Origin of the sequence: Jiella sonneratiae (genome assembly GCF_017353515.1) — a bacterium.
Classification (GTDB): domain Bacteria; phylum Pseudomonadota; class Alphaproteobacteria; order Rhizobiales; family Rhizobiaceae; genus Jiella; species Jiella sonneratiae.
Map to the genome: position 1 here is coordinate 38,658 of NZ_JAFMPY010000022.1, position 22,284 is coordinate 60,941.

At 70.5% G+C, this 22,284-nt stretch carries 23 protein-coding genes; 14 read left to right on the forward strand and 9 right to left on the reverse strand.

Translation table 11 applies throughout. The features are described from left to right. Positions 1-40 precede the first annotated feature (40 nt). Positions 41-703, reverse strand: coding sequence for a YiaD family glycine zipper/OmpA-like lipoprotein (locus J1C47_RS17870; RefSeq protein WP_207352150.1), 663 nt, complete (start codon positions 701-703; stop codon positions 41-43). A gap of 255 nt (positions 704-958) precedes the next feature. On the opposite strand from J1C47_RS17870, the gene J1C47_RS17875 reads away from it, so the two are divergent. Continuing rightward, positions 959-2,059: an esterase-like activity of phytase family protein gene (locus tag J1C47_RS17875; protein WP_245396649.1), complete on the forward strand. Its 1,101-nt coding sequence runs from the start codon at positions 959-961 to the stop codon at positions 2,057-2,059. A gap of 78 nt (positions 2,060-2,137) precedes the next feature. On the opposite strand, the gene J1C47_RS17880 is transcribed toward J1C47_RS17875, so the two are convergent. Further along, positions 2,138-2,812, reverse strand: coding sequence for a YitT family protein (locus J1C47_RS17880; protein WP_207352151.1), 675 nt, complete (start codon positions 2,810-2,812; stop codon positions 2,138-2,140). 140 nt (positions 2,813-2,952) lie between these two features. On the opposite strand from J1C47_RS17880, the gene J1C47_RS17885 reads away from it, so the two are divergent. From J1C47_RS17885 to J1C47_RS17905, 5 genes are all read left to right on the forward strand, one after another. Beyond that, a complete protein-coding gene (locus tag J1C47_RS17885) occupies positions 2,953-3,963 on the forward strand; it encodes a ligase-associated DNA damage response exonuclease (RefSeq protein ID WP_207352214.1) in 1,011 nt (336 codons plus the stop codon). A 90-nt stretch (positions 3,964-4,053) separates the two neighbouring features. After that, the gene (locus J1C47_RS17890) at positions 4,054-4,545 is read left to right on the forward strand and encodes a MarR family winged helix-turn-helix transcriptional regulator (protein WP_207352152.1); all 492 of its coding nucleotides are present in this window, start codon (positions 4,054-4,056) and stop codon (positions 4,543-4,545) included. Between the two features lie 6 nt (positions 4,546-4,551). Then, on the forward strand, positions 4,552-5,235 hold the full coding sequence (locus tag J1C47_RS17895) for a GNAT family N-acetyltransferase (protein WP_207352153.1): 684 nt from the start codon (positions 4,552-4,554) through the stop codon (positions 5,233-5,235). 154 nt (positions 5,236-5,389) lie between these two features. Next, positions 5,390-6,178, forward strand: a complete 789-nt coding sequence (locus tag J1C47_RS17900) for an SDR family NAD(P)-dependent oxidoreductase (RefSeq protein ID WP_207352154.1) — start codon at positions 5,390-5,392, stop codon at positions 6,176-6,178. A 118-nt stretch (positions 6,179-6,296) separates the two neighbouring features. Then, positions 6,297-6,497, forward strand: coding sequence for a CsbD family protein (locus J1C47_RS17905; RefSeq protein WP_207352155.1), 201 nt, complete (start codon positions 6,297-6,299; stop codon positions 6,495-6,497). Positions 6,498-6,565: 68 nt separating this feature from the next. On the opposite strand, the gene J1C47_RS17910 is transcribed toward J1C47_RS17905, so the two are convergent. Then, positions 6,566-7,909, reverse strand: a complete 1,344-nt coding sequence (locus J1C47_RS17910) for a tetratricopeptide repeat protein (protein WP_207352156.1) — start codon at positions 7,907-7,909, stop codon at positions 6,566-6,568. A gap of 185 nt (positions 7,910-8,094) precedes the next feature. Here J1C47_RS17910 and J1C47_RS17915 point away from each other — a divergent pair, with 185 nt between their 5' ends. After that, complete coding sequence (locus J1C47_RS17915) at positions 8,095-9,051, forward strand: D-2-hydroxyacid dehydrogenase (protein WP_207352157.1); 957 nt, start codon at positions 8,095-8,097, stop codon at positions 9,049-9,051. Between the two features lie 124 nt (positions 9,052-9,175). Here J1C47_RS17915 and J1C47_RS17920 read toward each other — a convergent pair whose 3' ends face one another. The 3 genes from J1C47_RS17920 to J1C47_RS17930 form a co-directional block, all read right to left on the reverse strand. Next, positions 9,176-9,664: a cupin domain-containing protein gene (locus J1C47_RS17920; RefSeq protein WP_207352158.1), complete on the reverse strand. Its 489-nt coding sequence runs from the start codon at positions 9,662-9,664 to the stop codon at positions 9,176-9,178. Between the two features lie 191 nt (positions 9,665-9,855). Next, a complete protein-coding gene (locus tag J1C47_RS17925) occupies positions 9,856-10,083 on the reverse strand; it encodes a hypothetical protein (protein WP_207352159.1) in 228 nt (75 codons plus the stop codon). A gap of 165 nt (positions 10,084-10,248) precedes the next feature. Continuing rightward, entirely contained in the window at positions 10,249-10,692 is a 444-nt protein-coding gene (locus tag J1C47_RS17930; protein WP_207352160.1) for a cupin domain-containing protein, read from the reverse strand. Positions 10,693-10,739: 47 nt separating this feature from the next. On the opposite strand from J1C47_RS17930, the gene J1C47_RS17935 reads away from it, so the two are divergent. After that, positions 10,740-11,549 (forward strand): ABC transporter ATP-binding protein, encoded by an 810-nt coding sequence (locus J1C47_RS17935; protein WP_425354575.1) that lies wholly within the window; start codon positions 10,740-10,742, stop codon positions 11,547-11,549. An 82-nt stretch (positions 11,550-11,631) separates the two neighbouring features. Here the strand turns inward: J1C47_RS17935 and J1C47_RS17940 are convergent, their stop codons facing one another. The 3 genes from J1C47_RS17940 to J1C47_RS17950 form a co-directional block, all read right to left on the reverse strand. Next, a complete protein-coding gene (locus J1C47_RS17940) occupies positions 11,632-12,150 on the reverse strand; it encodes a thermonuclease family protein (protein WP_245396650.1) in 519 nt (172 codons plus the stop codon). Between the two features lie 205 nt (positions 12,151-12,355). Beyond that, entirely contained in the window at positions 12,356-12,571 is a 216-nt protein-coding gene (locus tag J1C47_RS17945) for a DUF1674 domain-containing protein (protein ID WP_207352216.1), read from the reverse strand. A gap of 200 nt (positions 12,572-12,771) precedes the next feature. Then, positions 12,772-13,047 carry a hypothetical protein gene (locus tag J1C47_RS17950; RefSeq protein WP_207352162.1) on the reverse strand — a complete coding sequence of 92 codons (276 nt, stop codon included), beginning with the start codon at positions 13,045-13,047 and terminating at the stop codon, positions 12,772-12,774. A 263-nt stretch (positions 13,048-13,310) separates the two neighbouring features. On the opposite strand from J1C47_RS17950, the gene htpX reads away from it, so the two are divergent. The 6 genes from htpX (at position 13,311) to purH (ending at position 22,212) form a co-directional block, all read left to right on the forward strand. Further along, on the forward strand, positions 13,311-14,414 hold the full coding sequence (gene htpX / locus J1C47_RS17955) for a zinc metalloprotease HtpX (RefSeq protein ID WP_207352163.1): 1,104 nt from the start codon (positions 13,311-13,313) through the stop codon (positions 14,412-14,414). Continuing rightward, the gene (locus J1C47_RS17960) at positions 14,411-15,883 is read left to right on the forward strand and encodes an RsmB/NOP family class I SAM-dependent RNA methyltransferase (RefSeq protein ID WP_207352164.1); all 1,473 of its coding nucleotides are present in this window, start codon (positions 14,411-14,413) and stop codon (positions 15,881-15,883) included. The genes htpX and J1C47_RS17960 overlap by 4 nt, the downstream gene beginning before the upstream one ends. A gap of 179 nt (positions 15,884-16,062) precedes the next feature. Continuing rightward, positions 16,063-17,757, forward strand: a complete 1,695-nt coding sequence (locus J1C47_RS17965; protein WP_245396656.1) for a heparinase II/III family protein — start codon at positions 16,063-16,065, stop codon at positions 17,755-17,757. A gap of 62 nt (positions 17,758-17,819) precedes the next feature. Next, positions 17,820-18,011 (forward strand): hypothetical protein, encoded by a 192-nt coding sequence (locus J1C47_RS17970; protein WP_207352166.1) that lies wholly within the window; start codon positions 17,820-17,822, stop codon positions 18,009-18,011. A gap of 508 nt (positions 18,012-18,519) precedes the next feature. Continuing rightward, entirely contained in the window at positions 18,520-20,436 is a 1,917-nt protein-coding gene (locus J1C47_RS17975; RefSeq protein ID WP_207352167.1) for a KUP/HAK/KT family potassium transporter, read from the forward strand. A 159-nt stretch (positions 20,437-20,595) separates the two neighbouring features. Then, positions 20,596-22,212 (forward strand): bifunctional phosphoribosylaminoimidazolecarboxamide formyltransferase/IMP cyclohydrolase, encoded by a 1,617-nt coding sequence (gene purH / locus J1C47_RS17980; RefSeq protein ID WP_207352168.1) that lies wholly within the window; start codon positions 20,596-20,598, stop codon positions 22,210-22,212. The last annotated feature ends 72 nt before the right edge of the window (positions 22,213-22,284 follow it).

Genomic DNA, 22,284 nt, shown 5'->3' on the forward strand with positions numbered 1-22,284 from the left:
GCCGCGGAGGCGGCGTCAGGCTGGTCCGGCCGGCGTCGGCTCAGCCGGACGTCAGCGGCGAGATCGAGATCTCGACCCGGCGGTTCTGGGCGCGGCCCGCCTCCGTCGCGTTGGTGGCGACCGGGCGGCTCTCGCCGAAGCCCTGGGTGTTGAGCCGGCGCGGATCGACGCCCTGGCTCGCGAGATACTGGCTGACCGAGGAGGCGCGGTCCTGCGAAAGGCTCAGATTGTAGGCGTCGGAGCCCTGGCTGTCGGTGTGGCCGTAGACGTCGACGATCGACCGGTCGAACTCCTTCAGGACCAGCGCGACGGAATTCAGCGTCGGATAGAAGCCCGGCAGGATCGAGGCCTGATCGGTCGGGAAGGTGATGTTCGACGGCATGTTGAGGATGATGCGGTCGCCGACGCGGGTGACCGAGACGCCGGTGCCGCGCAGCTGGGCGCGCAGCTTGGCCTCCTGATTGTCCATGTAGAGGCCGATGCCGCCGCCGGTCAGCGCGCCGATGCCGGCGCCGATCAGCGCGGCCTTGCCGCCGTCGTGACCGGTGGCACGGCCGACGACATAGCCGCCGAGCGCCCCGACGCCGGCGCCGATGCCCGCGCCTCCGAGGGTGTTGGAGAGTTTCGACTCGCCGGTGTAGGGATCGGTGGTGCAGCCGGCGAAGGCGGCGGTGAGGGTCAGTGCGAGGGCGAGTTTCTTCATGGGTTTCCAGCCTGTCCTGGCGGGGGTCCGCCTTGGTCTCCTTCGAATGGGCGGATAGACAGCACAGACGGCTGGATTAGGGCTGGGCGGCGGGGCCGGCGATTTGTCGGCCGCTGTTGCGAAGGAGGCACGGTGGCGGCCTCTGCCGGGTTGTCTCCACCACAGGCGATTGACGCCGGCGCCGCCGCGGCGTGTCATCGTCCCGTCAGTCGGACGGGCGACAAGACGCCGTTCCCCTCAGCGGAGGCACGCAACATGGCACCGATGCACCCCCTCGTGCCGATCCTCGCCGGACTTCTCGCCGCGGCCTCCGCGGCGGATGCCCGGGCCGACGAGGCGCCGCTTCCCGCCCCGACCTATCGCGGCGAATTCGTCGTCCCGACCGGGCTGAAACTTTCCGGCAGCGAGTTCGGCGGCATTTCGGGCCTCGACTACGACCCCGAGAGCGAAACCTTCTACGCGATTTCCGACGACCGTTCGGAAAGGGCGCCGGCACGCTTCTACGCGCTGAAGCTGGCACTTTCCGAAAAAGGCATCGGAACGCTCGACATCGCCGCGACCGAGACGCTGGAGAACGCCGACGGCAAGCCCTTCGCCGCCGGCGCGATCGATCCGGAGGCGATCCGCATCGATGCGAAGCGCCGGAAGATCTACTGGTCGAGCGAGGGCGACGGGGCGGGCCGGCCGCAGATCTTCGCAGCCGGCATGGACGGCAGGGCGGAGCGGAGCTTCGACCTGCCGGAGGCCTTCCTGCCGGATGCCGGCGGAACCCGCGGCATCCACGAAAACCTCGCCTTCGAGGGTTTGGCAATCTCGCCGGACGGCACGACGCTCTACGCCATGACCGAGAACGCCCTCGTCCAGGACGGCGACAAGGCGACCTTCGAGGCGGGCAGCCGGTCGCGCCTGCTTGCCATCGACCTTCGGACCGGCAAGCCGGGCGCCGAATATGTCTACGAGACCGACAGGATTCCCTTCCGTCCCAAAGAGGAGGGCGGCAGCGCCGACAACGGCGTCAGCGAGATGACGGCGCTGCCGGACGGCCGGCTCGTCACCGTCGAGCGGTCCTACGTCGCCGGGGTCGGCAACCACATCGCCTTCTACGTGGTCGATCCGAAGGCGGGCGAGGCGATCGGGGAGGGCACGGCGGCGGCCGATGTCGCGCCGCTGAAGAAGACGCAATGGTTCAAGATCGACGAGGGCGACTTCGGCGGCCTCGACATCGACAATATCGAGTGCCTGACCTTCGGCCCGGAGATCGCCGGCGAGCGCTCCATCGTCATCGCGTCGGACAACAATTTCAGCCGCCACCAGAAGACCCAGTTCGTGCTCTTCACCTTCAAGAAGGGCGACTGAAGCCCGGCCTCCGCCGTCGAACGCGTGTCGGACGAGTCGACGGCTTCGGAAGGGCAGAACCCTTCTCGTCCGGCGCGCTTACGTCGCGATGTAGCGGTCGGTCCGGTGGTTGACGGCGAGAAAGCCGTTCAGCACCAGTGCCCCGACCAGCGAGAAGATCACCGCCTGGAACTCGACGACGAACAGCGCGATGACGAGAATCGTCAGGTCGAAGGCGAGCTGCACCAGGCCGGCGCGGAAGCCGAAGCGGTCCTGCAGATAGATTGCCAGGATCCCCGCGCCGCCGAGGCTCGCGCGGTGCCGGAACAAGGCCAGCAGCGCGAAGCCGATCAGGAGCCCGCCGATCACCGCGCCGGCGAGCGGGTCGATATAGGCGACCTTGAACACCAGCGGCAGCCACCAGGAGACCAGCGACAGGAGCGCGATCGCGACGAAGGTCTTCAGCGTGAAGGCGCGGCCCATGCGGCCGGCGGCGAGGGCGTAGAAGGGGATGTTGATGAGGAAGAAGGCGAGCCCGACATTGATGCCGAAGACATAGGAGACGATCAGCGCCAGCCCGGCGACGCCGCCGGTCAGAAACTTCAGATGGGCGAGGATCGACAGGCCGAGGGCGGCGAGCAGCACGCCGGTGAGAATCGCCTGGGCGTCCTCGGCCGGCGTGTGGTGGGTCGCCGTGGCGCTCCAGTCGCCGAAGCGGGAACGGCGCCGGTCTGCGGCGGTGCCGTGGTCCGGGGCTTCGGCGGGTCGGCTCATCGGCATTCTCCGGGTCGTGCTGCAGTGCGGAACCGGAACGCTAGCGCGGCCGCCCGCCGGAGGGAAGGGCGGCTTTTGCGGGCCGTGGCCGCGACCGGTAACGGCGCGCCGGGCGCTCCCGCCCTATCTTGCCCGGCATGATCAAACCCGAAGACCTCCTGCGGCCGACGCCCGAGGGGCTCTACTGCCCGCCCGGCGACTTCTTCATCGATCCGGTCCGCCCGGTCGAGCGGGCGCTCGTCACCCACGGCCATGCCGACCATGCGCGGCCGGGCAATGCCAGGGTCATGGCGACCGAGGAGACCCTCGACATCATGGCGATCCGCTATGGCGAGGCCTTCGCCGGCGAGCGGCAGGTCGCAAGGCTCGGCGAGACGATGCGGATCGGCGACGTCGCCGTGTCCTTTCATCCGGCCGGCCACGTCCTCGGCTCGGCGCAGATCGCCGTCGAATGGCAGGGGCTGCGGATCGTCGCCTCGGGCGACTACAAGCGCCGCGCCGACCCGACCTGCCGCGGCTTCGAGCCGGTGCCCTGCGACGTCTTCATCACCGAGGCGACCTTCGCCCTGCCGGTCTTCCGCCATCCCGACACGGCCGCGGAGATCGGCAAGCTTCTCGATTCGCTGAGGCATTTTCCCGAGCGGGCGCATCTCGTCGGCGCCTACGCGCTGGGCAAGGCGCAGCGGGTGATCCGCCACCTGCGCGAGGCGGGCTACGACCGGCCGATCTACATCCACGGGGCCCTGAAGAAGCTCTGCGACTACTACCAGAGCCGGGGGATCGATCTCGGGCGTCTGGAGCCGGCAACCGTCGAAGGCGGCAAGAAGGGCGATTTCGCCGGGGCGGTGATCGTCGGGCCGCCGTCGGCCTTCGCCGACAAGTGGGCGCGGCGCTTTCCCGATCCCGTGGCGAGCTTCGCCTCGGGCTGGATGCGGGTCCGCCAGCGGGCGCGCCAGCGCGGTGTCGAACTGCCGCTGATCGTCTCCGACCACTGCGACTGGGACGAGCTGACCGAGACGGTCGACGAGCTGCGGCCGCAGGAATTGTGGGTGACGCACGGCCGCGAGGAGGCGCTGCTGCGCTGGTGCGAACTGCGCCAGATGCGGGCGCGGCCGCTGCATCTCGTCGGCTACGAGGACGAGGCGGAGTAACGCACCGGCGATCAGGAAACCAGGCAGATCCGAGTTGCGGGTCAATTCATAACGGATTATATAACGGATTATGTAAACGGAGCGGGTCGCATGACGGAAGACGTGGTCCGGGCGCTTGGCCTGTTGTGCCTCGGCACGCATCTGAAGCGTCTCGGCGAGAGGCTGCAGAGCGAGACCGACACGGTGATCGCCGCGCGGGGCCTGGCGATCAGCGCCAGCCAGTATCCCTATCTCGCCTGCCTCGACCGGCTCGGACCCCTGACACTCGGCGAACTGGCCGAGGCGGTCGGGGTCAGTCAGCCCGGTGCGACCCGGACGGTGAACGCCCTTGTCGGGCAGGGCGTCCTGGCCGCCGAGCCGGCGCCGGACGACCAGCGGCGCAAGATCGTCGCGCTCTCGGCCGAAGGGCGGCGCCTGGTGGCGATCGGCCGGGCGGAGATCTGGCCGCGCATCGCCGCGGCGGTCGGCGATCTCTGCGCCGACCTCGACGGCCCGATCCTCGACCAGCTGAACGCCATCGAAGACCGGCTGCGGCAAAAGCCGCTTGCGGAGCGGGCCCCGCCGCCCTCGGGAAAGGATTGATATGACATGTTCGATGCCCTCGATCGTCCGATCTGGACCGCCCTCACCACCCGCCAGTCTCATCTCGCCCTCGGCGGCGCCGATGCACGGCGCTACCCGCCCGCGGTGAGCCCGTTCGCGGCAAGCCGCGACGACGGCGAGGCAAGCCTCGCGGCCCTCGCCGCACTCGCCCGGCCGGGCGAGGCGATGCTGTTCCTCCAGCAGTCTCCGGCGGTCCTGCCGCCGGGGCTCGTCGCGACAAGGACCGCCGATGCCGTGCAGATGGTCGCCGCCGGACCGTTCGAAGCCGTCGACGATCCGCGCATCGAGCGTCTCGGGCCGGGGGACGCCGCGGCGATGCTGACGCTCGCCGAACTGACGAAGCCGGGGCCGTTCACGCTGAAGGCGCAGAGCTTCGGCGCGTTCTTTGGCGTAAAGGAGAACGGCCGGCTGGTCGCGATGGCCGGCGAGCGGCTGAAGCTTCCCGGCATGACGGAGCTGAGCGGCCTCGCCACGCATCCGGACTTCCAGGGGCGGGGGCTCGGCCGGCTGCTCTTCCGCCACGTCGCCGGCGCGATCTCTGCCCGCGGGGAGGCGGTCTTCCTGCACGCCTACGCCTCGAACGAAAAGGCGATCCGGCTCTACGAGCGGCTCGGCTTCACCCTGCGCAGCGAGATGTCGGTGGTCTTCGCCGAAATTCCCGCGGCGTGAGAGAGGGCGGCCCCGGCGGGACACGGATCCCGGCGGTGACGGCCGGCAGGGGCTTGCGCCACCGCAGCCGCCGCGGCCAATCCTATGTCTTGGAGGCGAGCGCGCCGCGGGGAGCTGCGGGCGCCGGCGACAAGGACCATGGGAGGAACGGACGATGGATCTCGGATTGAAGGGCAGGCTCGCGGTGATCACCGGCGGCTCGGTCGGCATCGGTCTGGCGGTGGCGGAAGGACTTGCGGCGGAAGGGGCGCGGATCCTCATCGCCGCCCGTGGCGGCGAGCGCGCCGGGGCAGAAGCCGCGCGCATTGCCTCCACCTTCGGGGTAGAGGCGGCCGGCGTCGCCGCCGACGTCGCGACGGCCGAGGGCTGCGCGGCGGTGATTGCGGCGGCGGGCGATCGCGGCGGCGCCGACATCTTGATCAACAATGCCGGCACCGGCTCGAACGAGACGATCATGCAGGCGCCGGACGAGAAGTGGCAGTCCTACTGGGATCTCCACGTCATGGCGGCGGTGCGGCTCGCCCGCGGCCTCGTTCCGCAGATGCGCGGCAAGGGCGGCGGCGTCGTGCTCAACAACGCCTCGATCTGCGCCGTCCAGCCGCTTTCCTACGAGCCGATCTACAACGTCACCAAGGCGGCCTTGATGATGTTCTCGAAGAATCTCGCGACCGAGGTGATCGGCGACGGCATCAGGGTCAACTGCATCAATCCGGGGCTGGTGCTGACGCCCGACTGGGTGAAGACGGCCAAGCAGCTGACCGCCGGGTCAGGCGGCGACTGGCAGGGGCACCTCCAGGGCGTTGCCGAGGAACATGCCGACATCAGGCGCTTCGCCTCGCCGGAAGAGGTCGCGCATTTCTTCGTCTTCCTGTGCTCCGACAAGGCGAGCTACTCCGTCGGCTCGACCTATTTCGTCGACGGCGGCATGCTGAAGACCGCGTGAGCGAGGTTTCGTCGGAACTGCCGCCGCTTCGTCGAAACGTCACGGAACGCTGCGCCGCGCGAGGCGTTCGCCCTTCAAATCCATGCAGGGCGATCCTGCGACGAAGGGAGACGAAGCAATGAACTGGGACCAGATCGAAGGCCAGTGGAAGCAGCTGCGCGGCAATGCCAAGCAGCAGTGGGGCAAGCTCACCGACGACGACCTCGACCAGATCGACGGCAACAAGGACATCCTCGCCGGCAAGCTGCAGGAGCAGTACGGCATCGAAAAGGAAGAGGCGCAGCGCCAGATCGACGACTGGATCAAGGGGCGCCAGTAGCCCCGGACCGAAACGTCCCGACGCCTTCGGCCCGCACCCTGGTGCGGGCCGTTTTCATGTCGGCCGCCTCATCGGGCGGCCCGATGCTCCGTGCTGCCACCCGCCTCGGACGGAAGCGCCGCGAGGGCTTCGAGATTGCGCCGTCCGGCGGCGCTTCCCCGCATGGCCGCGAGGCTGAAATAGCGCCGCGCCGCGGCCGGGTCCCGCGGCATGCCGTCTCCTGCAAGATGCATCGTGCCGAGGAAATTCGCCGCCTCGCCGTTTCCCGCCTCGGCGGCAAGCGCCAGCCAGCGGGCGGCGAGGGCAGGGTCGCGCGCGGTGCCTTCGCCGTCGCGATGGGCCTCGCCGAGCATCAGCAGCGCCGGCGTGGCGCCGCCCTTGGCGGCCGTTTCGAACCAGGCAAGGGCCTCTCCCCTGTCGGCGGCGACGCCCTCGCCGTGCCAGAGATCGAAGCCGTAATTGGCGGCACCGACGGCAAGCCCGTTTTCGGCCGCGGCAAGGTGCAGCGCCGCCGCCCGGGGGAGATCCGGCCGGTCGGCGAATTTCAGGAGATTGGCGAGATTGTTCATCGCCAGCGGGTCGCCGGCGCCTGCCGCGGCCTCGTACCAGCGGCGCGCTTCGCCGAGGTCCCGCTGGATGCCCGATCCGATCTCGTAGGCGAGGCCGAGCCGGGTCGCGGCCGTCGCCTCGCCGGCACTTGCCGCGACTTTCAGCCATCGAACCGCCTCCGCCCGGTCCGCGGGGGTCCCGGCGGCCTGCCAGAGCAGCAGCCCGAGATTGCCGGCGGCGACGGCAAGGCCGGCCTCCGCCGCCCGGCGGTAGAGTTCTTCGGCGCGGGCCGGCTGGCGCGGCACGCCGTCGCCCGTCGCATAGCGGAGCGCGAGATCGTTGAGGGCAAGCGTGTTGCCCTGTGCGGCGGCCTCGCGGAGGCCGGCAAGCGGGTCGAGCGCCGCGACCTGCCGCCCGTCCGCGGTGACGACGAGCCCCCAGCCGGAGGCGTCGACGACGACGTTTCGAACGCCGGACAGCCGGGTCTTCGCGCCGTCGAGGCTGAGGGCGTCGGGCAGGATGACGAGGCGGTGGCTGCCGATCGAGACGAGGGCTCCGTCGCCGGCCGTCTGCAGGCAGCCGGCATCGGCGCCGAGCAGCGTCACCGTCACGCCGGCGGCAGTCGTCGCCTGCGCCGCGGCCGGTTCAGGGGCCGGCTTTCCGGCGGGGGCCGCCCCGGCGATGGCGGGATGCGCGGGAAGCAGCGCGGCGAGGACGATGAGAGCGGCAAGACCGCCAAAACCGGCAAGGCGTCGCCGCCACGGCGAGGCCGGAAGCCGCGCCCGCCCGTCACGGGACGGCCGCGCCGCGGCGCTTCCGCAACGCCGGACGCCCGGTCTTTGCCGATGCGGGCCTTTCGTCATCTCCTCCGCGCTCCTTCTCCGGTTGACGCGAATTTTTCACGAAATCGGTGAAGGGAGGCCTAAGCGGCGGGACCTTTCGCGAGTTCGGGCCGCGCCGGCCGGCGCCGGCCGGCGGCGATGGACAGGGTCCGCACGATCCGGCAGTAGGGTGACCGAGGCACCAGCAGCGACCGGAGGGCGCGCCCATGACCAAGATCGTCTTTCTCGACCGCGAGACCTTCGGGCCGAATGTCGAACTGACCCGGCCGTCGGCCGGCCACGAATGGGTCGAACATCCGGCGACGCGGCCGGATGAGGTGGTGGAGAGGCTCGAGGGCGCGACGATCGCGGTGACCAACAAGGTGCCGATCCGGCGCGACAGCCTCGACCGTTTGCCGGATCTGAAATTCGTCACCGTCGCCGCGACCGGCTACGACGTGATCGACGTCGAGGCCTGCCGCGAGCGGGGCATCTCCGTCTCCAACGTCCGAGGCTATGCGGAAAACACCGTCCCCGACCACGCGATGGCCTTGATCCTCGCGCTCTCCCGCTCGATCCCCGGCTATCGCCAGGACGTGATCGACGGCGCGTGGCAGAAGGCCGGCCAGTTCTGCTTCTTCAACCATCCGATCTTCGATCTCGCCGGCCGCCGGATCGGCATCATCGGCGAGGGCGTCATCGGCAAGGGCGTCGCGCGGCGCGCCGAGGCCTTCGGCATGACGGTGATGTTCGCCGCCCACAAGGGCGTCGCGGGCCTCGGGCCGCTCTATACGCCCTTCGACGAAGTGATCGAGACCGCCGACGTCATCACCCTGCACGCGCCGCTGACGCCGGCGACCCGCGGCGTTCTCGCCATGCCGGAGTTCCGGCGGATGAAGAGGAAGCCGCTGATCGTCAACACCTCCCGCGGCGGCCTCGTCGACGAGGCGGATCTCGTCCGGGCGCTGGAGGAGGGGCTGATCGCGGGCTTCGGCTTCGACGTCCTCACCCAGGAGCCGCCGGCGCCGGACAATCCGCTGCTGAAGGTGCTCGATCGGCCGAACGTCATCGTCACGCCGCATGTCGCCTGGGCGAGCGACGAGGCGCAGACGGAGGTCTGGCGGCAGGTGGTCGAGAGCATCGACGCGTTCGCCGCCGGGGAACCGGTGCGCCGCGTGGTGTGATCTCTGCCGGGCGCGGGGACGCTTTCGAAGCGCGGAAGGGCAGCGGGTGTTGCCGCCGTCGCCACACCTCATCGGCGCGCCGCACATTTCTCCCTCACGGATCCGCCAGGACGGAAGAAGCGCCCTATTCCGGCCGCTTGTGGATCGGGTCGACCCAGTAGACCTCCTCCGGCTTTTCGACCGGGTCGACGTCGGTGATGTTTACCACCACCGCCTCGTTGTCGGAGCGCACCAGCACGCATTCGAGCGGTGCGCCGGGATCGGCGTTGATCTCCTGATGCGGCACGAAGGGCGGCACGAAGATGAAGTCGCCGGGCTCGGCCTCGGCGACGAATTCCAGCCGCTCGCCCCAGCGCATCCGCGCCTTGCCGCGAAGCACGAAGATGACGCTTTCCAGTTCGCCGTGATGGTGGACGCCGGTCTTGGCGTCCGGCTCGATGGTCACCGTCCCCGCCCAGATCTTCTGCGCCCCGACACGGGCATGGTTGATCGCCGCCTGGCGGAACATGCCGGGGGTCTGGGCGGTGTTGGGGTCGAGCATGTCGCCCTTGATGACCCGCACGCCGTCGTGCTTCCAGCGGGGTTCGGTGGCGTCGTGGCTGTGCTCGGTCATCGCGGCTTCCTCCCTGCGGTTTCAGGCGATGGTATCTGCAGGCCGGCCGCGGCAAAAGCCGTGCGGCTCGCCGCGGGCGGAGCACCTCCTCATACGGCTTCCGGCAGATCACTTCGTGATGCCGGAAACAACGACGCTCATTCGCCGCGCGGGCTTGATACGAGCCCCGCTCTGATCGAGCGGATCTCGTATCAGTCGCCGCCGCCTCCATCCCCGCCGCCGCAGTCGCTGCCGCCGTCCGGGCCGCAGGCGTCGCCGCTCGCGGCGAACCACCCGCCGTCGCCCGCAATGCCGGCACTCGTCGTGTCGCCGCCGCGGGCGAGCCGCCGCTTCCGGCCGCGCGGCCGCAGGAAGCCGGCGAGGATCGTCCCGAACACCAAAGCGAGGGCCGAAAGGCCGAAAATCTGACCAGGCGACATGCGCGTCTTCCCCGAAAGCGTCGACCGACGATGCGTCCTGCCGGGCCGCCCGGTCTGTCCCTGCCCGTCATCCGGCGCGTGCCGGGCCCCGCGACGCGGCCCTTTGCCTTGTTTCCCCCGTCCTGGCCGCTCTTTTCTTGGCCCGCGGGTCTCGCTCCGTGCCGTTCAGGCGGCGGGCGGCGTCGCCGGAACCTTCGCCTCGAGATCCGGACGCAGCACCACGCTTTCCTGCTCGTTCGGATCGGTCCGGGCGATCACCGCGACGCAGGGCTCCGTCCCGGCATTGTAGGGAAGGTGCGGCATGCCGGCCGGGATGTAGAAGAGGTCGCCGGCGGCGACCACGGCGTGGCGTTCGAGATCCTTGCCGTACCAGGTTCCCGAGACGCCGCTGATCACGTAGATCGCCGTCTCGTGGCTCTCGTGGAGATGCGCCTTCGCCCGGCCGCCCGGTGGGATCGTCAGCAGATGCATGCAGATGCCGGTCGAGCCGGCGGTCTGCCTGGCGATCCCCTCGAAATAGCTGAAGCCCTGCTTGCCGTCATAGGTCGAAGCGGGCCTTATGAGCCGGCAGTCGGCCTCGGCATTCGAAGGATTTGAGGATGCGTCCATCGAAAAGTCTCCCATCGTCGTCCCGGGAAGCGTCGCTTTCTCCCATGATGGAGGATAGCACGCGCCGGGATGCCGCAGGAGGGTCGCCGGTCATCGAGGCGAGGGGGCTGAACCTCGTCTTTTCCACCGCCGACGCGCCGGTCCACGCGCTGAAGGACGTCGACCTTTCGATTCGCCGCGGCGAGTTCGTCTCGCTGATCGGCCCGTCCGGCTGCGGCAAGACGACGCTTTTGCGCGTCGTCGCCGATCTCGAACGGCCGACCGGCGGGACGATCACCGTCAACGGCATGTCGCCGGACGCGGCGCGGCGCGCCCGCGCCTATGGCTACGTGTTCCAGGCGGCGGCGCTCTATCCCTGGCGGAGCATCGAGAAGAACATCGCCCTGCCGCTGGAGATCATGGGCGTCGACGCGGCCGAGCGGCGGCGCCGCGTCGAAGCCGGGCTCGACCTCGTCGGGCTTTCCGGCTTCGGCAGGAAGTTTCCCTGGCAGCTCTCCGGCGGCATGCAGCAGCGCGCCTCGATCGCCAGGGCCCTCAGCTTCGATCCCGACCTCCTCCTGATGGACGAGCCCTTCGGCGCGCTCGACGAGATCGTCCGCGACCATCTCAACGAGGAACTCCTGAAGCTCTGGGCAAAGACCGACAAGACCATCGTCTTCGTCACCCATTCGATCCCCGAGGCGGTGTTCTTGTCGACGCGCATCGTGGTGATGAGCCCGCGGCCCGGCCGCATCCACGAGATCATCGACTGCGACCTCGGGCCGGACCGCCCGCTCGACATCCGCGACACGCCGCAATTCCTGCAGATCGCCCACCGGGTGCGCGAGGGCCTGCGGGCCGGCCACGGCTACGACTGACCGGGCGGCGGGCCGAAGCGGCGGGCGGGGGGAGGCTGCCGAAGCTTCGCCGGCGGACCTTGTCGAAAAGCGGATCGCCCGCTCAGCGGGCGGCGAGGTCGGTGTCTGGCGCCCGGGGCGCATCCATATCGCCGAGCTTCGCGCCGCTGCACCAGTCGCGCCGCCTGCCGCCGCGATAGGGGGCGACGAGCCCCTCCTTCAGGAGCGTGCGCGAGAGGTCGTCGTTGCCGCGGACCGAAAGCCGCGCCAGGACGCGGCCGAAATACTTGTCGCCGGAAATTTCCGAAAGAAACACCTCGCCGCCTTCGACGAGCTGGCCGAGCCGCGCCGTGGCGCGGGCGGCCGCGGCCTTTTCGGCCTCGCAATGCCCGCGTTTTTCCGGCGCGTCGATGTCGCGCAGGCGCACCGCCACATGGACGCTCTGCATCGGCCAGACGAAGGCCTCGACCTCGACCGTGTCGCCGTCGCGCACCTTGACGACGCTGGCGGCCACCGGCCCGTCGATGGCGCGCTGATAGTCCTCCTCGCCCGCCGCGGCCGGCCTCGCGGCGGCGGCGCAGGCGATGCAGCCGATGAGTGCAGAGATGGCGAGGCCGCGCAACGGATTGATGCTCCGACTATGAACATCTTCCTATGTACGGAAAGTGGATCACTCCGGCAAGCCGCGACGATTCACGGCTTCGGGAGCGGAGCCGGCGAAGCGATCATGGAAGGGGTCGGGAAGCGGGCGGCGGGAATCGCTGTCGTTTTAGGATCATGCGCCTACAAGAAATGGTTGCATGGCGCTGCTCTCGGATTGCCGGCGCTCAGAAGTCCGAGATGATGCCGTTCTTCTCCCAGTCGCCGTAGCGGATCGGCTCCGGCCCGTCGCGGCCGTTGACCTCGCGCGGCAGGTCGCCGGGACGGATCGTTTCGGCGCCGCGCTGCCGCCGCCGTTCCTCGGCCTCGGCGAGGGCGCGTTCGGCGGCGGGCGTCAGGGCACGCCCGACCCGGCCGGCCGGCTGCGCCGACGACAGCCGCATCGCCGCCTTCCCGCCGCCGGGGGCCGGCGCCGGGTCGTTCCGGCCGGTCTGGTCATTGCTGCTCATCCTGCGCCTCGCCCTTCGTATCTTCGATCCGCCATGCCCCAAGATAGGCGGTGTCGGCCGCGGGCCAAAGGGCGGGGCGGAGCTTGCCCGTCGCCGGTGCCGGTGCCGCCCGCGCACCCCCGTGCGCCGGAGCGTCAGGGCACGAGCTCGCCCCAGCGCGGGTCCCAGTCGACGCCGACCTCCATCTCGACCAGCACCTCGGTGTCGCCGAGCATTTCGCGCTGGTTCTCGACGGTACGGAAGGCCTGTTCCGGGTCCATCTCCTCGCTGGGGAAGATCGTCGGCTCGGCGATGTCGCCGGTCGCCTCGTGGCCGATGATCAGGGCCTTCACCATGTCGCCCTCCTTCACCAGCCGGACGACGATCTGGCCTTCCTCGCGCTTGCCCTCGAGGCGTCGATAGCGTGCCATGGGCGGGTGCTCCTTCGATGCGGGACGCGGCGCGCCGGAAAAAAGCGGCGCGGCGTGAGACCGAACAACTCGCCGGCGCGCCCGAGGCTCCGGCGGCTGCCCGGCGATGTTTCGAGCCGCGACGCGATCGGCCGGTTTTCGCCGCCTGCCGCGGCGCCGCGCCGGGCGCTCGGGCAGGACATTGAAGCGCGGCCGGCAAGGCCCCAGATTTCAGGCGATCGGGCGGGCTCGGCCCCGCTGTTGGAGTTTCCTTCGAGGCCCCCATGAACATGATCAAGACGGCGATGCTGATCGCCTTCCTCACCGCGCTCTTCATGGGCGTCGGCCTGTTGATCGGCGGGCGCGGCGGCATGCTGATCGCGCTCGTCTTCGCCCTCGGCATGAATCTCTTCGCCTATTGGAACGGCGACAAGATGGTGCTCAGGATGTACGGCGCGCGACAGGTCGACGCGCGCACCGCGCCGGAATTCTACCGGATCGTCGAGGGGCTCGCAGCGCGGGCCGGCCTGCCGATGCCGCGGGTCTTCGTCATCGACAGCGAGCAGCCGAACGCCTTCGCCACCGGCCGCAACCCCGAAAACGCCGCCGTCGCGGCGAGCACCGGCCTTCTCCAGAGTCTTTCGCCCGAGGAGGTCGCCGGCGTCATGGCGCACGAACTCGCCCATGTCGAACATCGCGACACCCTGACCATGACGATCACCGCGACGCTCGCCGGGGCGATCTCGATGCTGGCGAATTTCGGCTTCTTCTTCGGCGGCAATCGCGACAACAACAACCCGCTCGGCTTCGTCGGCGTGCTCCTCGCCATCATCGTCGCGCCGCTCGCCGCGATGATGGTGCAGATGGCGGTGAGCCGGACGCGGGAATACGAGGCTGACCGGCGCGGCGCCGAGATCTGCGGCGCGCCGTTGTGGCTCGCCTCGGCGCTCGGCAAGATCGCCGGCGCGGCGCGGCGGCTGCCGAATTACGGCGCCGAGCGCAATCCCGCCACCGCCCACATGTTCATCGTCAATCCGCTGAGCGGCCAGCGCATGGACAATCTCTTCTCCACCCATCCGGCGACCGAGAACCGCATTGCGGCGCTGCGCGAGCTTGCCGGCGAGACCGGCGCGGTAACGCTCGGCGACCGGCGGCCGGAACGCATCGGCGATGCGGCGCCCGGCGGTGCGGCTGGACGCGAGGTCCGCTCCGCCGATGCCGGCCTCCGGTCGGCGGACGGCAGGCTAAGCCGCGGCAGGGCAGGGCCCTGGGACGGGCGGCCCTACGACCCCGACGAGGACGAGGCGGCCGGCGGGGGCGACCGGCGCGGCCCCTTCGGCGGGACCGGCGGCGGGCGCCGGCCGACGCGCCGCGGACCGTGGGGTTGAGCGGGCCGAAGCCGCCCCGGCCGCAGCAGGGCCGGGCCGCGGGTGAGCACAAGAGCCGGGCGAGGCCGACCGGCAAGGGCGGCGGGGAAGGCGCGGGCGGCCGGCCGGCCGGCGACGAGCGCCCCGGCCTCTTCGCCCGCCAGGTCGCCGCGCGGCTGCTGTCGGCGGTCGTCTCCAGCCGGACCTCGCTCGACGGCCTGACCGATGCTTCGACCGGCCATCCGCATTTCCGCCAGCTTCCGCCGCGCGACCAGGCGCTGGTCAAGGCGATCCTGACGGCGGCCTTCAGGTTTCGCGGCAGCATCGAGGCCGAGATCGCCGGCCGGCTCGAGCGGCCGCTGCCGCCCAATGCCGCCGCGTTGCGGCACGTCCTGCATGTCGGCGCCGCGCAGATCCTCTGCCTCGACGTGCCGGATTCCGCGGCCGTCGACCTCGCCGTCGCCAGCGCCGCCGCCGATCCGCGCTCGGCCCGCTTCGCCGGTCTCGTCAATGCGGTGCTGCGGCGGATCGCCCGCGAGGCCGGGCGCCTGCCGAAGGCCGGAGCGGACGAGGCGGCGGAGGCAGGCGAGGCGGCGGACGCCCGGCGCGACTGCCCGGACTGGCTCTTCAAGCGGCTCAGCGAACAGTATGGCGCGGCACGGGCCGGGCGGATCGCCGCCGCCCATCTCGTCCGTGCCCCCGTCGACCTTACGACGAAGGCTGACGCCGCCGGCTGGGCGGCGCGGCTCGGCGGCCGGGCCATCGGTCCCCGCACGGTCCGGCTCGGGGAGGTCGAGGGGCCGATCTCGGCGCTTGCCGGCTTCGAGGAGGGCGCCTGGTGGGTCCAGGACGTCGCCGCGACGCTTCCGGTGCAGCTGTTCGGCGACGTCTCGGGCCGGCGCGTCGCCGATCTCTGCGCCGCGCCGGGCGGCAAGACGGCGCAGCTCGCCGCGGCCGGGGCGTTGGTGACGGCGCTGGAGAAGTCGGCCTCGCGCATGAAGCGGCTCAGGGAGAATCTCGACCGGCTGAAGCTTTCCGCCGAGACGGTCGCCGGCGATCTTATGGACTTCGCGCCCGAGGCGCCCTTCGACGCGGTGCTTCTCGACGCCCCGTGCTCCTCGACCGGCACCATCCGGCGCCACCCGGACGTCGCCTACACCAAGGACGACGCCGAGATCGAAAAGCTCGCCGCCCTGCAGCTGTCGCTCCTGACGAAGGCGGCGGCGTGCGTCGCGCCGGGCGGCTGCCTGGTCTTTGCCAACTGCTCGATCGACCGGCGCGAGGGCGAGGAGGTCGCGGCGTCCTTCCTCGCCGCCAGGGAGGGGTTCAGGCTGGAGCCGGTGGCCCCCGCCGAGCTGCCTGACTTCGCATTCGCCGTCTCTGAGGAAGGCTTTCTTCGTACCACGCCGGAGATGCTTTCCGGTGACAGTGGGCGGGGCGGCGGGCTCGACGGCTTCTTCGCGGCGCGGTTCCGTCGCGAAAACGCTTGATTTCCGAAAGGATTCGACCGCACATTCCGCAACGTCATTCCGGGTGAAAGGATTTATTTACCCTGTTGACGGAAACTTGGCGATGACGAAGCCGCGGCCGAACCCGCGGCGACGGGGCGGACGGGCCATGCGACGGAGCCCGGGCCAGCCTGTCGACGAGGGAGTGAGCGGGAGTGTCGATGTCCTTGGCGGACAAGCCGCAGATTGCGGTCCTGACGATGCAGGAGGCCTGGCGCCGGCTTCGCCGGAGGCTGCGCAATGGCCCGATCCATCGTCTGCGCTTCGCCGGCACGGCTCCCGAGCGTCTCGCCGTCGTGCCGCCGACCCTCCTGCAGGGCGATCCCTTCACCGCCGAGGCGATCTATGGCGGCCGCTTCCTCCTCGCCGGCCGCCTCGTCGAGGCCGGCCGTGCCTCGATCTTCCAGGTACCGCCGCCGACGCCGGAATTTTCCGCCGAACTGCACGGCTTTTCCTGGCTCTGCCACCACGCTGCCGTCGGCGACGCGCTGGCCGCGCGCAACGCCCGGGCGCTCGTCGCCGACTGGCTGCGCTTTGCCTCCGGCCGCCTCGGCGGCCCGGCCTTCGAGCCCGAGGTCGCCGCCCGGCGGCTGATCTCCTGGCTCTGCCATGCCGAACTGCTGCTCGGCTCGGCCGAATACGACTTCTACCGCCGCATCCTGAAGAGCCTGACCTCCCAGACCCGCTATCTGCGGTCGATCGCCCAGGAAGCCCCGGCCGGCCTGCCGCGGCTGACGGTGCGCGTCGCGCTGGCGCTGGCGAGCCTCAGCCTGCCGGGGCCGGCGAGCCGGGCCCGCGCCGCGGCCCAGCACCTCGCCGACGAACTCGACCGGCAGATCCTGCCCGACGGCGGCCATGTCAGCCGCAACCCGGCGGCGCTGGCGGCGATCCTCGCCGATCTGCTGCCGGTCCGCGAAACGCTGCTCGCCCAGGGCCAGCCGGTGCCGAAGGGCATCTATTCGGCCATCGACCGCATGCTGCCGGCGCTGCGCTTCTTCCGCCATGCCGACGGCACGCTGGCACTGTTCAACGGCACCGGCGCCTCGGACATGGCTCTGACGGCGGCGCTGATGCGCTTCGACGAGACGCTCGGCGAACCGCTCGCCAACGCCCGCCACTCCGGCTACCACCGGCTGGCGGCCGGGGGCGCGGTGGTGATCGCCGACACCGGCTGTCCGCCGGCGGTGGCGCTGTCGCGCAACGCCCATGCCGGGACGCTCGCCTTCGAACTGTCCTGCGAGGCGACCCGCATCGTGGTCAATTGCGGCGCCCCGCAGCCCGGCCGGATCGAACTGCGGCGGCTGTCCCGCTCGACCGCCGCCCATTCCACCGTCACCGTCGCCGACCGGTCGTCCTCGCGCTTCGCCGGCCAGCCGCATCTCGACCGTTTCCTCGGCTCGCCGCTGGTGCCCGGCCCGACCGAGGTGCTGACCGAGGACGTCGAGGCGGACGAGGCCGGCGGGCGGATCCTCGGCTTCGAGGCGACCCACAACGGCTATGAGCGCGATTTCGGCCTCCTCCACACGCGGCGGCTCGAACTGCGCGACGGCGGCCGGCAACTCGCCGGCACCGACAGGCTGGTTTCGACCCGCCGCAGCCGCGGACAGGAGGATGCCGGCGCGGCGACCATCCGCTTCCATCTCCATCCGCAGGTGAGCGTCGAGACGCTCGGCGGTTTCGCCCGCCTGACGATGCGCGGCCAGACCTGGCGCTTTTCGGCCGACCGGCCCTTCGTCGTCGAGGATTCGATCCTCTTTGCCGACAGCGCCGGCCCCCGCCGGACGCTGCAGATCGTCGTCGCCGTCGATCCGGGGCTGACGCCCGAGGTTTCGTGGAGCTTCGAGCGCCTCGCCTGAGACGGGTCCGGCAGCCGGCGGCATGCCTCGAATTCGCCATGCGGCGGGCCGAGGGAGGGCCGATGGTCCGACGGCGTTGCGCATTTTTCATCCTCATCGCAGCCGCGCTGATCCTCTCGGCCTGCGGCGGGATGAACCGGGCGGTGACGACCCTGCCGCGGACTTTCGACGATCTCGGCGCCAAAACCGCCCCGCTGCGCGGCGAACGTGACCAGCGGCCCGAGCAGGACGAGGCACCGCGGACGTCGCCCTGAACGCCTCGAGCCGCGTGGGACGGGGCAGGCTGGCGCCGCCGCGCCGCCGGCCGGCCTTTGCTGCCGGCCGGCCTTTGCTGCCGGCAAGTCGTCTCGACCGGACAGGCGTCGCCGCCAAATGGACGGTCCGTTTACTTTTCGTAAACCGCCGTCGGCGCGGCGTTTCGGTCGGCACGCGGTTGCCCGGCCGGAAACGCTCCCTTAATCGCGATCGCCGAAAGCTTCGCGGAGCCCTGCAAGGTGGCAGGCGCCGTTACGTGAACCTTATGCATTGGCGGACATTCTAGCCCTCGTATCACGGCTTTCGGATCACTAGATCCGCGCAACGAAAGGGTATATCGACGCCGCGCGCCGACAGGACGGCGCCCGCGGCTGGGCGTCTGCCAGCGATCTGCCGGAATGCCGCTTTCGCGCAACTCACCGAACCATCGACCAACAAGCAAGTTCGGGCCGAACGCCCCGTCGCCGTTCGCCCTGTAACGGAGTGCGGCCATTCGGCCGTTCGATCATGATCGACACCCCCATAGACCTGTCCGACGCCGGAACGCGTCCGCGGTCGCACCACCGGACGACCCCCGACCTCGCCCTGACCGTCGGCGCCCTCGGCGTCGTCTTCGGCGACATCGGGACGAGCCCGCTCTACGCCTTCAAGGTCGCGCTGGACGCGACGGGCAGCGCCAGCCAGACGGCCGTCTTCGGCGTCCTCTCGCTGATCTTCTGGGCCCTCGTCCTCGTCGTGACGGCGAAATACCTGTTCTGGATCCTGCGCGTCGACAATGCCGGCGAAGGCGGCATCCTGGCGCTGGCGGCGCTGCTGCGGCTCGACCGACGGCACGGCATGAAACCCTACACGCTCTTCCTCCTGGCGATCGCCATCGCCGGCGGGGCGCTTCTCTTCGGCGACGCCGTGCTGACGCCGGCGATCTCCGTGCTTTCGGCGGTCGAGGGCCTCGGCGAGATCACCTCCAGCCTCGATCACTTCATCGTCCCCGTCGCCCTCGTCATCATCGTCGGCCTGTTCGCCGCGCAGTTTCTCGGCGCCGGGCGGATCGGCAAGGCCTTCGGGCCGATCATGCTGGCCTGGTTCGCCATGCTGGCGATCTCCGGCGCGGTGCAGATCGCGCGGATGCCGCAGGTGCTGCTGGCGGTCTCGCCGCATTATGCAATCGTCTATCTCGTCGAGCATCCGGCGATCGCCTCGGCGATTTCCGGCGCCGTGTTCCTCGCCGTCACCGGCGGCGAGGCGCTCTATGCCGATCTCGGCCAGTTCGGCCGCCGCGCCATCACCCAGGCATGGCTGCTCGTCGCCTTTCCGGCGCTGGTGATCAACTATTTCGGCCAGGGCGCCCTGGTTCTCGGCGGCCAGTTTGGAGGCAGCACCTTCTACAGCCTGTTCCACGGCTTCCTGCTGCCCTTCGCGGTGGTGCTCGCGACGCTCGCCTCGATCATCGCCTCGCAGGCGGTGATCACCGGCATCGCCAGCCTCGCCGGCCAGTCGATGCGTCTCGACTTCCTGCCCTCGATGCGGATCCAGTATTTCTCCCACTCCAATCCGCACGATCTCATCGCACCGGCGGTGAACACCGTCGTCGGCGTCTGCACGGCTCTCGTCGTCCTGTCATTCCGTTCCTCCGACGCTCTGTCGAACGCCTACGGCATCGCCGTCGCCGGCGCGATGCTGAGCACCACCGCGCTTTTTCTCGCCTATAAGGTCAGGGAAAAGGCCGGGGGCGCGTGGCGCAGCGTCTCGCTGGCCGTCACCGTCCTCTTCCTCTGTCTCGATCTCGCCTTCGTCGCCGCCAATCTCGGCAAGCTCGAAGCCGGCGGCCTGCTGCCGATCGGTCTCGCCGCCGCCGTGGTCTTCCTCGCCGTCTCCTGGCGAGTCGGCCAGATGCGCATGGCCGAGCTGCAGGAGGGCGAGGAGCAGGGCCTGCGCGACTATCTGAAGGCCTGTGCGAACCGCCCGCCGACGACGCAGCGCTCCGCGGTGTTCCTTGTCAGGCGCGGCGCCAGCGTGCCGCGGGCCCTCGTCGAACTCACCGATCTCGCCGAAACCCGCTTCGCCCGGACGATTCTCGTCTCGGTCCGGACCTGGGCGATCCCGCGGGTGCCGCAGGAGGACCGGATCCAGCGCACCGAGATCCGCGAGGGGCTGACGCGCATCGTCGTCAGCGTCGGCTACATGCAGCGCATCAACCTGCCCTCGCTGATCGCCGGCGAGCTGCAGAGCCTCGGCTGCGATCCCGACGAGACCGTCTACATCACCGGCCTCGAGCGGCCGGTCTCGCCGTCGATCTTCGCCAAGCCCGCGGGGATCATCCTGTCGACCTACGCGACCATGGCGCGCCTTGCCCTGCGCCCGCCGGACCGGTTCATGCTGCCGCCGTCGCGCACCATGGAAGTCGGCATGCCGCGCTATCTCTGAGCGCCCCGCGCCGCGACGCCGCGGCGCGGCCATTGCCCCGGGCGGTGCGGCCGACTATCAGGGGCGCGACCGGCCGCGCGGCCGGCCCGGCGGGCGAAGCCGCCCGCTTCAGGGGCGGGCGGCGCGGACGGCGATCGAGCGCCGAGGATGAAGTCCGCCATGTCCGTCAAAGCCAACGCAACGCCGCTGCCCGACCGCGTCAAGCTCCGGCGCGCGCTGATCTCGGTCTCCGACAAGACCGGGCTGATCGATTTCGCCAAGGGGCTCGGCGAGCTCGGCGTCGAGCTGGTCTCGACCGGCGGCACGGCGAAAGCGCTCGCCGAGGCGGGGCTTTCCGTCCGCGACGTGAGCGACCTGACCGGCTTTCCGGAGATCATGGACGGCCGGGTGAAGACCCTGCATCCGGGCGTCCACGGCGGCCTTCTGGCGATCCGCGACGACGCGGCCCATGCGGCGGCGATGCGCCAGCACGCCATCGCGGCGATCGACCTCCTCGTCGTCAACCTCTATCCCTTCGAGGCGACCCGCGCTTCCGGCGCCTCGCCCGAGACCATCGTCGAGAACATCGACATCGGCGGTCCGGCGATGATCCGGGCCGGGGCGAAGAACCACGGCTACGTGACCGTCGTCGTCGACCCTGCCGATTATGCTGCGGTGCTCGCCGGGCTGCGGGCGACCGGCGGCGAGACCTCGCTCGACGAGCGCCGGCAGCTTGCGGCGCGTGCCTTCGCCCGCACGGCCGCCTACGACGCGGCGGTATCCGGCTGGTTCGCCGAGAGCCTCGGCGAGACGGCGCCCCGGCGCGTGGCGATCGCCGGCGAGCTCGCCGAGGAGCTGCGCTACGGCGAGAACCCGCATCAGTCGGCCGGCTTCTACCGCACCGGCGAGGGGCGGCCGGGGGTCGCCACCGCACGCCAGGTCCAGGGCAAGGCGCTCTCCTACAACAACATCAACGACACCGACGCCGCCTTCGAACTCGTCGCCGAGTTCGATCCGGCGCGCACCGCGGCGGTGGCGATCATCAAGCACGCCAATCCCTGCGGCGTCGCCGAGGCCGGCGACCTCGCCGGCGCCTATCACGCGGCGCTCGCCTGCGACCCTGTCTCGGCCTTCGGCGGCATCGTCGCGCTCAACCGGCGTCTCGACGCCGCAGCAGCAGGCGAGATCGTCAAGGTGTTCACCGAGGTCATCATCGCGCCGGAGGCCGACGACGAGGCGATCGCCATCGTCGCGAAGAAGAAGAACCTGCGCCTGCTTCTGACGGGCGGGCTGCCGGACCCGCGCGCCGCAGGCCGGACCTTCCGGTCGGTCGCCGGCGGCTTTCTCATGCAGTCGCGCGATGCCGGGGTGGTCGAGGATCTCGATCTCAAGGTGGTCACGAAGCGGGCGCCGAACGAGGCGGAACTTGCGGACATGCGCTTTGCCTTCCGGGTCGCCAAGCACGTGAAGTCGAACACCATCGTCTATGCCAAGGGCGGGGCGACGGTCGGCATCGGCGCCGGACAGATGAGCCGGGTCGATTCGGCCCGCATCGCGGCGCGCAAGGCTGAGGACGCCGCACAGGCGGCCGGGGCGGACCGCTCCGCGACGATCGGCTCGGTGGTCGCCTCCGACGCCTTCTTCCCCTTTGCCGACGGGCTGCTCTCGGCCGTCGAGGCCGGCGCCACGGCGGTGATCCAGCCGGGCGGCTCGATGCGCGACGACGAGGTGATCGCCGCGGCGGACGCGCACGGCATCGCCATGGTCCTCACCGGCATGCGTCATTTCCGGCACTGAGTGCCGGCGGCGGCCCGTCAAAGATCGCCGAGGTCCTGCAAAGATACAAGTATGTGGTAAATTGGCACGCCG